At 71.9% G+C, this 11791-nt stretch carries 12 protein-coding genes; 6 read left to right on the plus strand and 6 right to left on the minus strand.

Annotation, left to right across the window (positions count from 1 at the left end):
* Window positions 1–1651, minus strand: a 1651-nt coding sequence (locus EAO75_RS02370) for an acetyl/propionyl/methylcrotonyl-CoA carboxylase subunit alpha (protein WP_147994242.1), incomplete at its 3' end; no start/stop codon positions are given.
* Window positions 1652–2046: 395 nt separating this feature from the next.
* Between EAO75_RS02370 and EAO75_RS02375 the strand changes: the two genes are divergently transcribed.
* Window positions 2047–2562, plus strand: coding sequence for a hypothetical protein (locus EAO75_RS02375; RefSeq protein ID WP_147993342.1), 516 nt, complete (start codon window positions 2047–2049; stop codon window positions 2560–2562).
* Here the strand turns inward: EAO75_RS02375 and EAO75_RS02380 are convergent.
* Window positions 2531–3151, minus strand: a complete 621-nt coding sequence (locus EAO75_RS02380) for a Maf family protein (RefSeq protein WP_147993343.1) — start codon at window positions 3149–3151, stop codon at window positions 2531–2533. The two genes, EAO75_RS02375 and EAO75_RS02380, sit on opposite strands and share 32 nt — an antisense overlap.
* 31 nt (window positions 3152–3182) lie before the next feature.
* Window positions 3183–3311, minus strand: coding sequence for a morphogenic membrane protein MmpB (gene mmpB / locus EAO75_RS46970; protein ID WP_093747104.1), 129 nt, complete (start codon window positions 3309–3311; stop codon window positions 3183–3185).
* 134 nt (window positions 3312–3445) lie between these two features.
* On the opposite strand from mmpB, the gene EAO75_RS02385 reads away from it, so the two are divergent.
* Window positions 3446–4576, plus strand: coding sequence for an SGNH/GDSL hydrolase family protein (locus tag EAO75_RS02385; protein WP_147993344.1), 1131 nt, complete (start codon window positions 3446–3448; stop codon window positions 4574–4576).
* Here the strand turns inward: EAO75_RS02385 and EAO75_RS02390 are convergent, their stop codons facing one another.
* Both EAO75_RS02390 and EAO75_RS02395 read right to left on the minus strand, forming a co-directional pair.
* Complete coding sequence (locus EAO75_RS02390; RefSeq protein ID WP_147993345.1) at window positions 4577–4786, minus strand: acyl-CoA carboxylase epsilon subunit; 210 nt, start codon at window positions 4784–4786, stop codon at window positions 4577–4579.
* Between the two features lie 17 nt (window positions 4787–4803).
* Entirely contained in the window at window positions 4804–6399 is a 1596-nt protein-coding gene (locus tag EAO75_RS02395; RefSeq protein WP_147993346.1) for an acyl-CoA carboxylase subunit beta, read from the minus strand.
* A 111-nt stretch (window positions 6400–6510) separates the two neighbouring features.
* On the opposite strand from EAO75_RS02395, the gene EAO75_RS02400 reads away from it, so the two are divergent.
* Both EAO75_RS02400 and EAO75_RS02405 read left to right on the plus strand, forming a co-directional pair.
* Entirely contained in the window at window positions 6511–7371 is an 861-nt protein-coding gene (locus tag EAO75_RS02400) for a biotin--[acetyl-CoA-carboxylase] ligase (protein WP_147993347.1), read from the plus strand.
* A gap of 175 nt (window positions 7372–7546) precedes the next feature.
* The gene (locus tag EAO75_RS02405) at window positions 7547–8677 is read left to right on the plus strand and encodes an adenylate/guanylate cyclase domain-containing protein (RefSeq protein ID WP_147993348.1); all 1131 of its coding nucleotides are present in this window, start codon (window positions 7547–7549) and stop codon (window positions 8675–8677) included.
* Between the two features lie 102 nt (window positions 8678–8779).
* On the opposite strand, the gene EAO75_RS02410 is transcribed toward EAO75_RS02405, so the two are convergent.
* The gene (locus EAO75_RS02410; RefSeq protein WP_261989118.1) at window positions 8780–9418 is read right to left on the minus strand and encodes a hypothetical protein; all 639 of its coding nucleotides are present in this window, start codon (window positions 9416–9418) and stop codon (window positions 8780–8782) included.
* Between the two features lie 215 nt (window positions 9419–9633).
* Here EAO75_RS02410 and EAO75_RS02415 point away from each other — a divergent pair, with 215 nt between their 5' ends.
* Window positions 9634–10440 (plus strand): enoyl-CoA hydratase/isomerase family protein, encoded by an 807-nt coding sequence (locus EAO75_RS02415; RefSeq protein WP_147993349.1) that lies wholly within the window; start codon window positions 9634–9636, stop codon window positions 10438–10440.
* A 234-nt stretch (window positions 10441–10674) separates the two neighbouring features.
* The coding region (locus tag EAO75_RS02420) for a sensor domain-containing diguanylate cyclase (protein WP_147994244.1) at window positions 10675–11791 on the plus strand (1117 nt) is incomplete at its 3' end.

The following is an 11791-nucleotide window of genomic DNA, read 5'->3' on the forward strand; positions in this document are numbered from 1 at the left end:
GGACGACGACGAGGTCGCCTTCCTTGACTTCCTGGCCTTCCTCGACGGCGACCTTGACGATGGTGCCCTGCATCGGGGAGGCGAGGGTGTCGCCGGAGGCGACGGGCCCGGACTTCTTCGCCGCGCGCCGCTTGGGCTTGGCGCCGGCGGCCAGGCCGGTGCGGGCCAAGGTCATGCCGAGGGAGGCCGGCAGGGAGACCTCCAGGCGCTTGCCGCCGACCTCGACGACGACCGTCTCACGGCCGGTGTCTTCCTCGGTGTCGGTGTCGGCCGGGGCGGCGAAGGGCTTGATCTCGTTGGCGAACTCGGTCTCGATCCACCGGGTGTGGACGGTGAACGGGTCGGCGGAGCCGGTCAGTTCCGGGGCGAACGCCGGATCGACGACGACCGCGCGGTGGAAGGGGATGGCGGTGGCCATGCCCTCGACGGTGAACTCGTCCAGCGCGCGGGCGGCCCGCTGCAGGGCCTGCTCGCGGGTCGCGCCGGTCACGATCAGCTTGGCCAGCAGCGAGTCCCACGCCGGACCGATCACGCTGCCGGACTCGACACCGGCGTCCAGGCGGACACCCGGGCCGGACGGCGCGGTGAAGGCGGTGACGGTGCCGGGCGCGGGCAGGAAGTTACGGCCCGGGTCCTCGCCGTTGATACGGAACTCGAAGGAGTGCCCGCGCAGCGGCGGGTCGTCGTAGCCGAGCGCCTCGCCGTCGGCGATCCGGAACATCTCGCGGACCAGGTCGATCCCGGCGACCTCCTCGGTGACCGGGTGCTCCACCTGCAGACGGGTGTTGACCTCCAGGAAGGAGATCGTGCCGTCCGCGCCGACCAGGAACTCCACCGTGCCGGCACCGACGTAGCCGGCCTCCTTCAGGATGGCCTTGGACGACGAGTACAGCTCGGCGACCTGCGCCTTCGAAAGGAACGGCGCCGGGGCCTCCTCGACCAGCTTCTGGTGCCGGCGCTGCAGCGAGCAGTCACGCGTGGAGACCACCACGACATTGCCGTGGGAGTCGGCCAGGCACTGGGTCTCCACGTGCCGGGGCTTGTCGAGGTAGCGCTCGACGAAGCACTCCCCGCGGCCGAACGCGGCGACCGCCTCACGCACCGCCGACTCATACAGCTCCGGGACCTCTTCCAGGGTCCGGGCCACCTTCAGACCACGGCCACCGCCACCGAACGCCGCCTTGATCGCGATCGGCAGACCGTGCTCCTCGGCGAACGCCACCACCTCGTCCGCCCCGCCCACCGGATCCGGGGTGCCGGCGACCAACGGCGCACCGGCACGCTGGGCGATGTGCCGGGCGGCGACCTTGTCACCCAGGTCACGGATCGCCTGCGGCGGCGGACCGATCCAGATCAGACCGGCATCCAGGACCGCCTGCGCGAAGTCGGCGTTCTCCGACAGGAAACCGTAACCCGGGTGGATCGCGTCCGCGCCGGACTCACGCGCCGCCTTCAGCACCTTGTCCATGTCCAGGTAACTGGTCGCCGGGGTGTCACCGCCCAGGGCGAACGCCTCATCCGCGGCGCGGACATGCAGAGCGTCACGGTCCGGGTCCGCGTAGACGGCCACGCTCGCGATCCCCGCGTCCCGACAGGCCCGGGCCACGCGGACAGCGATTTCGCCACGGTTGGCGATGAGCACCTTGCGCACGATTGAGGCTCCCTCCTTGAAACAAGCCGAGTTTAGGGACTGCCGACACGACACTTCGACCCGTCCCCAGTGGTGAGCTTGCCCACACGGAGCGTGATTCCAGGCTCGCCCGACCTGCGAAATCCCTTGTCGCGCCACGGTACGCAGGTCTCTCCCGGAAAACCCTAGCTCCCCTCTGTGGTCAAGGTCTCTGTCATCACGTGCTGCGGGCCACTCGGTTTCTTTGTGGAATCCCTACGAATGGCCCAATGCATCTTTGCCATCTCCCAAACCCTTGTCCCGGGGTTTACCCGTTAGTAGCGTTCGCGATGTCTCGAACGTACTTGGGGTAACCATCGTCGTGCCCGGATTCGACGGGTGCGGCGCTCGAAGAGCTCGGAAGTGGGTGGGGGCCGGTGGTGCGCAGGCCGGTGGCGTGGGTGGTGGCGGTCGTGCTCCTCGTCGAGGCGCTCGGCATCGCCGGGTTGAACTGGTTCCTCGGCGTCGTCGTCGACCGGCAGGACATGTCCCTGGCCGGTCTGGATCCTGACGTGATGTCGGTGTCCTCGAAGATCGGCGGCCTCGTTTTCGGCGCCTACTTCGCGTTGTGCGCGCTGGTTGCCCTGCTTGTGGCCGTGCGCGACCGCGCCCCGGCCGGCCTCGGGCGCATCCTGCTGATCAGCGCGGCCGTGGTGCACGGGCTGCTGGGCGCGTTCACCTGGGGGCTGGTGGGCTGGACGGCGTTCGTGTTCATGATCGCCGTGCTCGGCCTGATCGTGCTGGTGCTGATGACCTACGACGGCCAGGCCGCGCCGGACCGGCCCGCCGACGCCGCGCCCGACGGAGGCAAGGGCGGCGACGGCTCCCCCGTCGGCGGTTCCCCGGCCGGCGGCTCGCCGGTCACCCCTCCGCCGGCGCCCACAACTCCGTGATGCCGATGCCCAGTTGGCCCAGCAGCCGTCGCACCAGCGGCAGGCTGATGCCGATGACATTGCCGTGGTCGCCGTCGATGCCGTCGATGAACGGGGCCGAGCGGCCGTCCAGGGTGAACGCTCCGGCGACGTAGAGGGGTTCGCCGGAGGCGACGTACGCGGCGATCTCCTCGTCGGTCGGGTCGCCGAAGCGGACGACCGTGGAGGCGGTGGCGGAGGTGTAGCGGCCGCTGACGGTGTCGTAGACGCAGTGGCCGGTCTGGAGCGTGCCGGCCCGCCCGCGCATCGACTTCCAGCGGGCCGTGGCCTCCTCGGCGTCGGCCGGCTTGCCCAGGGCCTGGCCGTCCAGGTCGAGGACCGAGTCGCAGCCGATCACGATGGCGCCCTTGACGTCGGGCCGCGCCGCCACGACGGAGGCCTTCGCCTCCGCGAGGGCGAGCGCCAGCTCGGCGGGGGTGGGCGCGCTGACGGCGTCCTCGTCGACGCCGCTCACGATGACCTCGGGGGTCAGTCCGGCCTGGCGGAGCAGATTGAGGCGGGCGGGGGACTGGGAGGCGAGGACGAGTCGGCGGCGCGGCTGATCAGTCATGCGGTCAGCGTATCGACGTACCCGGCCGGACTCACCTCAGCCCGAGCACGATCATCGTCAGCACCATGGCCAGCGCCATGAGAACACCCAGCCGCCGCAACATCTCCTGCATGTCCCGCAGTTCCTTGGGCGGCTCGTTCTCGGGGTCGGACCACAGCATGCCTTCCATCGTCGGTCGGGGGTCCGGGGCGGCGCCTGAGTACGCATACTCAACTTCTCTCCAAACGGTGCTACGGTTTCATTAGCTAAAGGGACTACGGTTCCGTTTGGATTGTTCCGTTGGGAGGATGCGTCATGTTCACCGCTTCCTGGACCGCGTCACCACAGCGCCCCAGTGAGGGCTTCACACCCAACTGGTCCCGCGAGGGCTTCTGGCGCCAGTCGCTTCGGCAGGTCGTCCGGCTGTCGGCGGGCGGCGGCCGGGTGCGGGTACGGCTCTCCAACGCCTACGGCGCCTCACCGGTCCGTGTCGCGGGCGCGAGTGTGGGGCGTACGGACGAAGGGGCGGCCGTGCAGCCCGGGTCGCTGACGCGGCTCACCTTCGGGGGCGCCGGGCAGGTCGGGATACCCGCGCGCGGGCAGGTCGTCAGCGACGACGTCCCGCTCGCCGTCGCCGCCGGGGACTCCGTGACCGTCACGCTGCACTTCGACGCCGCCACCGGGCCCGCGACCTTCCACGCCCAGGCCTTCACGACCGGCTACCGGGGCGAGGGCGACCTGACGGCGGAGCCCGGCGGCGCGGGCTTCGACGCCGCGAGCGAGTCCTGGTACTTCCTGTCGGCGGTGGAGACCGACGCCGGCCGTGCGGACGCCGTCGCGCTCTTCGGCGACTCGATCACGGACGGCTTCGGCTCGACGCCGGGCGCGAACCGGCGGTGGTCGGACGCGCTCGCCGAGCGCACGGGACGGCCCGTCCTCAACGCGGGCATCGGCGGGAACCTGCTGCTCAACGACTCCGCCTGGTACGGCGACAAGGCCGTCCACCGCCTGCGCCGGGACGTCCTCGACCATCCCGGCGTGGACACGCTCGTCGTCCTGCTCGGCCTCAACGACATCGGCTTCAGCGAGACGGACGAGCAGCCGACGTACAAACCGGCGCCGGTGGTGGAGGCGGAGGAACTGATCGCCGGACACCGGGAGTTGATACGGCAGGGCCGGGCGGCGGGGCTACGGGTGATCGGCGCCACCCTGCTGCCGTTCGGGGGCTCGGACCACTGGGGTGAGCACGCGGCCAAGGTGAGTCACGAGCTGAACGAATGGATCCGGTGCTCGGGGGAGTACGACGCGGTGGTGGACCTGAACCGGGCACCGGCCGACCCGGCGGATCCGGACCGGCTGCGGCCGTCGTACGACTTCGGCGATCACCTGCACCCGAACGACGCGGGGTACGAGGTGATGGCCGAAGCCGTGTCGACGATCCTCTGACTAACCGGGCCAGTAGGTACGGGCCCAGGTCGTCCCGCCCGGCTGCGGCAGCCGTTGCGACGCGATACGGGCCGGGTCCGCCCAGGAGTCGCGGGGGGTGGGGGCGCCGGGCGGGATGGATGCCTCCGCCGCGGCGCGGGCGCGGACCACCGCCAGTGCGGCGGCCAGCTCCTCCGGTGTCGGGTTGCCCCGTAGGACCTTGATGTTCATGGCGGCTCCCAGCAGGCCTAGAGGGGGATGTTGCCGTGCTTCTTCGGAGGCAGGGATTCCCGCTTGGTGCGCAGCTGACGCAGACCGCGCACGACATGCCGGCGGGTCTCGGACGGCATGACCACCGCGTCGATGTAGCCGCGCTCGGCCGCGACATAGGGGTTGAGGAGGGCGTCCTCGTACTCCTGGATCAGCCGGGCGCGCACCGCCTCGAGGTCCTCGCCGCTCGCCTCCGCCTCGGCGATGGTGCGCCGGTGCAGGATGTTGACCGCGCCCTGGGCGCCCATGACGGCGATCTGGGCCGTCGGCCAGGCGAGGTTGAGGTCGGCGCCGAGGTGCTTGGAGCCCATGACGTCGTAGGCACCGCCGAAGGCCTTGCGCGTGATGACGGTGATGAGCGGGACGGTCGCCTCGGCGTAGGCGTAGATCAGCTTGGCGCCTCGGCGGATGATGCCGGTGTGCTCCTGGTCGACGCCCGGCAGGAAGCCGGGGACGTCGACGAAGGTGATCACCGGGACGTTGAAGGCGTCGCAGGTACGCACGAAGCGCGCCGCCTTCTCGGAGGCGTCGATGTCCAGGCAGCCGGCGAACTGCATCGGCTGGTTGGCGACGATGCCGACCGGTCGGCCCTCGACGCGGCCGTAGCCGGTGATGATGTTCGGCGCGAACAGCGGCTGCGTCTCGAAGAACTCGGCGTCGTCCAGGACGTGCTCGATCACCGTGTGCATGTCGTACGGCTGGTTCGCGCTGTCCGGCACGATCGTGTCCAGCTCGCGGTCCTCGTCGGTGAGGGAGAGGTCCGCCTCCTCCGGGAACGCCGGGGGCTCGCTGAGGTTGTTGGACGGCAGGTACGACAGCAGCTGCTTGACGTACTCGATGGCGTCCTTCTCGTCCCCGGCCATGTGGTGTGCCACACCCGAGGTCGAGTTGTGGGTGCGGGCGCCGCCCAGCTCCTCGAAGCCGACGTCCTCGCCGGTGACCGTCTTGATGACGTCCGGGCCGGTGATGAACATGTGCGAGGTCTGGTCGACCATGACCGTGAAGTCGGTGATGGCCGGGGAGTAGACCGCGCCGCCCGCGCACGGGCCGACGACCAGCGAGATCTGCGGGATGACGCCGGAGGCGTGCGTGTTGCGGCGGAAGATCTCGCCGTACGCGCCGAGCGAGGCCACACCCTCCTGGATGCGGGCGCCGCCGGAGTCGTTGATGCCGATGACCGGGCAGCCGGTCTTCAGCGCGAAGTCCATGACCTTGACGATCTTCTGGCCGTAGACCTCGCCGAGGGCTCCGCCGAAGACCGTGAAGTCCTGGGAGAAGACGGCGACGGGCCGACCGTCGACGGTGCCGTAGCCGGTCACCACTCCGTCTCCGTACGGGCGGTTCTTGTCGAGGCCGAAGTTCGTCGACCGGTGCCGGGCGAACTCGTCCAACTCGACGAACGAGCCCTCGTCCATGAGGAGCTCGACGCGCTCACGGGCCGTCAACTTGCCCTTGGCGTGCTGTTTTTCGACGGCACGTGCGGAGCCGGCGTGCGTCGCTTCGTCGATACGACGCTGGAGATCCGCGAGCTTGCCCGCGGTGGTGTGAATGTCGATCGCTTCCGGCTCGGACATCGGGATCGCGGCTCCCTGCCTGCTCAAAAGGGGGGACGGTTACTCATCCGTAGAGTAGTGGCGGGCCTGGGAATCAGCAGTGCGGCGTTTGCCACACCTAGGGTGGCTTGCATGACGCCGCGAGATGCATCAGACGACAGCCGCTGGTCCGACCTGGACCGCCCGCCGCTCAACGCCGCCGCGCTGCGGCGCGGTCTCGTGCGGGAGGGCGGTCTGTGGCGCCGGGTGGAGGTGGTGCAGCGCACCGGCTCCACCAACACCGACCTGGTGGACCTGGCGACCGCGGGCAAGGCCGAGGAGGGCACGGTCCTGGTCGCCGAGGAGCAGACGGCCGGCCGGGGACGCCTGGACCGCAACTGGACGGCACCGGCCCGCTCCGGACTGTTCTTCTCCGTGCTGCTGAACCCGGCCGAGGTGCCGGTGGCCCGATGGGGCTGGCTGCCCCTGCTCACCGGGGTCGCCGTGGCGACGGGGCTGTCCCGGGCGGCGGGCGTCGACATGGCACTCAAGTGGCCGAACGACCTGCTGGTGACCGTCGGCGACGAGGAACGCAAGACCGGCGGCATCCTCGCCGAGCGGGCCGGGGAGGCCGGTGTCGTCATCGGCGTCGGCATCAACGTCACCTTGCGTGCCGACGAGTTGCCGGTGCCCCAGGCGGCCTCGCTGGCGCTGGCCGGGGCGGTGAGCACGGACCGGGACCCGCTGCTGCGGGGGATGCTGCGGTCCCTGGAGGAGTGGTACGGGCGGTGGCGGGCCGCGGTGGGGGATCCGCTGGTCAGCGGGCTGCAGGAGACGTATGCGGCGGGGTGCGCGACGCTGGGGAAGGTGGTGCGGGCCGAGCTGCCGGGCGACCGGGCGATCACCGGGGAGGCGGTCGCCGTCGACGGCGACGGACGGCTCGTGCTGGCGACGGAGGAAGGCGTGCAGGAGCCGGTGGGGGCCGGGGACATCGTGCACCTGCGACCGGCGTGACCAGGCCGGTCCGGCCCGCCCCGTGACCGGGGACGAGGCCCGCACCCACCTCGGACACCTCACCAGCGGAAGTACGGCACGGTCGGCTTTCTCTTACGGAGTGAGCTGGCGCACACCTGCCGTAAAGTGAAGGCCGGTCGATGACCGACCGCGGCAGATCGGAAGGGCAGCAGGCGTGACCGTCGACGACACGGGCTCCGGCACGGGCGCGGACGGCCGGGTTGACCCCCCTGCCGCCGAGCCCGGCGAGGATCCGCTCGCCCTGCGTCTGGAACAGCTCATCCTCGGCGCGGAGCGGCGCTACACCCCGTTTCAGGCGGCCCGTAGCGCCGGGGTCTCCATGGAGCTGGCGTCCCGCTTCTGGCGGGCCATGGGCTTCGCCGACATCGGGCAGGCCAAGGCGCTGACCGAGGCCGACGTACTGGCGCTCAGGCGCCTCGCCGGTCTCGTCGAGGCGGGACTGCTCAGCGAGGCCATGGCCGTGCAGGTGGCGCGGTCCACCGGCCAGACCACCGCCCGGCTGGCCGAGTGGCAGATCGACTCGTTCCTGGAGGGCCTGACCGAGCCCCCGGAACCCGGCATGACGCGCACCGAGGTGACGTACCCGATCATCGAGCTGCTCCTGCCCGAGCTGGAGGAGTTCCTCGTCTACGTCTGGCGCCGCCAGCTCGCCGCCTCGGCCGGCCGGGTCATCCAGGCCGCCGACGACGAGGAGATGGTCGACCGGCGCCTCGCCGTGGGCTTCGCCGACCTGGTCGGGTTCACGCGGCTGACCCGGCGCATGGAGGAGGAGGAGCTCGGCGAACTCGTCGAGGCCTTCGAGACCACGGCGGCCGACCTGGTGGCCGCGCGCGGCGGACGGCTCATCAAGACGCTCGGCGACGAGGTGCTGTACGCGGCCGACGACGCCGGGGTCGCCGCGGAGATCGCCCTGCGCCTCATCGAGACGATGGCGGGCGACGAGACGATGCCCGAGCTGCGCGTCGGCATCGCCTTCGGCACGGTGACCACGCGGATGGGCGATGTGTTCGGTACGACCGTGAACCTCGCCTCCCGGTTGACGTCGATAGCCCCGCGCGACGCCGTCCTCGTCGACAGCGCGCTCGCCGAGGAGCTCATCCGAACGGGTGAGGCGCCGGCGTCCGAGGCGGAGGCGGCCGAGGCCGCGGTCGCCGCGGAGAAGGAGGGCGAGGAGCCGCCGGTGTACCGGTTCGCGCTCCAGCCGATGTGGCAGCGGCCCGTGCGAGGGCTCGGCGTGGTCGAGCCGTGGCTGTTGACGCGGAGGGCTGCCGCCGGGGGCGAGTGAGCGCCGTGGGGCAGTCGGGTTGTGGGCCGGGTGCCGGTGGGTGGGGGCTTGTCGCGCGGTTCTCCGCGCCCCTGTGATGGCGTTGCGGCGCGGGGTCGTGTGTCAGTTGTCGTTGTCCAGAGGGTCCACGCAGAGGCCGATGACCGGGACGCACACGTCCCCGTCGGGGTCATCCGGCTGTGAGGTCGGGGGGCTCGTCGCGGGCGGGCTCGGTGTGGCAGTCCGTGTGGGGCCCGGTTGCGGTGCGTGGCCGGTCGGTGCCGTGGGGGCAGGTGAGGGAGTCGGCCCGGGGGCCCCGGCCGGCGGGCGGCCCCGCTCGTCGGGCGGCGGCGTGGCCGAGGTGTTCGTGGTCGGTACGACGATCGTGCCCGTCGTCGGTGTCGCTCCCAGGCCGCCCATCGCGGAGGTGGCCGACGGGCTCGGCTTCGGGGCGGGCGTGGGGAGCGTGGCGACGGCGTTGGTCGCGCTGTCCGTGTCCGTGCCGGGGGCCGGGGCGGGGTCGGCTTCCGGTGTGCCGAGGCCGGTGACATGGGCGTCGGGTGTCAGGCGTACGAGGCTCAGGGCGCCGGCGGCCAGGGCGAGGCCGCCGGCCGCGAGGAGGGCCTTGCGGGGGCGGGGGCGGCGATGGCGGCCGCGAGCGCCGAAGAGGCGGCCGGCCGTCTCGGTTTCCGTCGGTGCCGGGCTCGCTTCCGTACTGCCCGCCGCCTCTCTCGCCTGCGGCTCTTGTGCCGTCCCACCCATCACGACCCCTCCCAACGCGCTCGCGCCCCCATTGCGCTGTGGCTCGCGCACGTTATGCGCTGTCGTTGGCGGTAGTGCGGGACTTGGGCGGGATGTCACTCGAACGGGGTGTCGGGACTCGACTCGGGAACCGCCCGTGGTGGGCCTTTCCCCGGCGGGGTCCGGCTGCGATGATCGGGGCGAGTGTTGTTAACCCGCGTTAACCGGAGGGCGTCATGACTGAGGAGCGGTACGGGGAGTACGTGCTGGTGCGGCGACACGGCGACGGGGTCGGGCATGTCGCGGAGCTCGTCCTCGACCGGCCCAAGGCCATGAACGCCGTCTCGACGGAGATGGCCCGTTCGATCGCGGGGGCGTGCGCCGCGCTGGGCGCGGACCGTGACGTACGGGTGGTCGTGCTGACCTCGACGCATGAGCGGGCGTTCTGCGTCGGGGCCGACCTGAAGGAGCGCAACTCCTTCAGCGACGCGGATCTGGTGCGCCAGCGGCCGGTGGCGCGGGGGGCCTACACGGGGGTGCTGGAGCTGCCGGTGCCGACCATCGCGGCCGTGCACGGCTTCGCGCTGGGGGGTGGCTTCGAGCTGGCGTTGTCGTGCGACGTGATCGTGGCCGACGGTACGGCCGTGGTGGGGCTGCCGGAGGTGTCCGTCGGGGTGATCCCGGGCGGCGGCGGGACGCAGCTGCTGCCCCGGCGGGTGGGCGCGGCACGGGCGGCGGAGCTGATCTTCACGGCACGGCGGGTCGAGGCCGCCGAGGCGCGGGAGCTGGGGCTGGTGGACGTGCTCGTGGAGGACGGGCGCGACCGGGAGGAGGCCCTGGCCCTGGGCGCACGGATGGCGGCGAACTCCCCGGTGGGCCTGCGGGCCGCCAAGCGGGCCCTGCGTCTGGGGCACGGGCTGGATCTACGGGCCGGTCTGGAGGTCGAGGACGCGGCGTGGCGTGCGGTGGCGTTCTCGGGGGACCGGGCGGAGGGGGTGGCGGCCTTCAACGAGAAGCGGAGGGCCGAGTGGCCGGGGGAGTGAGGAGCTGCGGCGCGGTCGGAGGCTGGGGTGGTGACAGGGCTGGGGCGCGGTGAGGGGCGGGGTGGAGCCTGCCCGGCGGCTTGCTTCTCGGTGAGCTTGCCTGGGTTCTGCGGTGGCGCCGCGGCGGATCCCGGGTGACGTGTGGGGCGGAGCCGCGGTGGCTGAATGCCTCGTGACCTCCCCGTTCGCCACGCCAACGTCTCAAATCTGGGCAAAACTCCCTAGCCTGGAGTGATGGGTGAGGACAGACGGCTCGCGGCCGTGGTGGCGTTGGCGCAGGGGATGGCGGCGGCGCACACCCCGCGTGAGTCCTGGCGGGCGGCGGCGCTCGGGGCGTGTCGGGCGCTGGTCGGGAGCTTTGCCGCGCTGTCGGTGTGGGAGCGGGAGCTCGGGCGGCTGAGGGTGCTGGTGAACGTGGGGGACCGTGCCCGGGGCGAGGAGGAGTTCCCGGGCGACGAGACCTATCCCGTGCACCAGTTCCCGGAGATCACCGAGTTTCTGCACGAGCGGTGGGTCGCCGGCGGCGAGCCCGACGCCTGGGTCGAGACGGCCGAGGGGCCCGCCGCCGGGCATCCCGAGTACATCCATCAGCGGGTCGCCGCGCTACGGCGGCGGGGGCGGGGCTGCTGCGTCGTCGCGCCGATCGTGCTGAACGGGCGGGCCTGGGGGGAGCTGTACGTCGCCCGGGCCGCCGGGGCGCCGGTCTTCGACCGTGGGGACGCCGACTTCGCGACCGTTCTCGCCTCTGTCGTGGCCGCCGGGCTGGCGCAGAGCGAGCGGCTGGAGGAGGCCCGGCGGCTGGCGTTCACCGACGCGCTGACCGGGCTCGCGAATCGGCGGGCCGTCGATGTGCGGCTGGAGGAGGCGATCGAGCGGCATCGCGGTCAGGGTGTCGTCGTCAGCCTCGTGGTGGCCGACCTCAACGGGCTCAAGCGCGTCAACGACACCTGTGGGCATGCCGTGGGGGATCGGTTGCTGGAGCGGTTCGGGTCGGTGTTGTCGCTGTGCGGCGCGATGTTGCCGGGGGCTCTGGCCGCTCGGCTCGGTGGGGACGAGTTCTGTCTGCTGGTGGTCGGGTCGCCTGCCGATGACGTGGTGAAGGCGGCGGATGAACTGTGCCGTCGTGCGCGGGAGTTGGAGCTGGGGGAGGGCGTGGCGTGCGGGGTCGCGTCGACGGAGGATCCCATCGGGCCCGTGCGTTCCGCTCGGCGGTTGTTCCGGCTGGCTGATGCGGCGCAGTACCAGGCCAAGGCGGTCCGGGCGGAACGGGCCGTGGTGGCGGGGCGGGAGGGGCCGGACGATCCGGTGGTGCGGCTCGCTGACGCGGAGCCGTCGGGGGAGGGGGCCGTGG

This window comes from Streptomyces sp. UW30 (genome assembly GCF_008042075.1).
Taxonomy (GTDB): domain Bacteria; phylum Actinomycetota; class Actinomycetes; order Streptomycetales; family Streptomycetaceae; genus Streptomyces.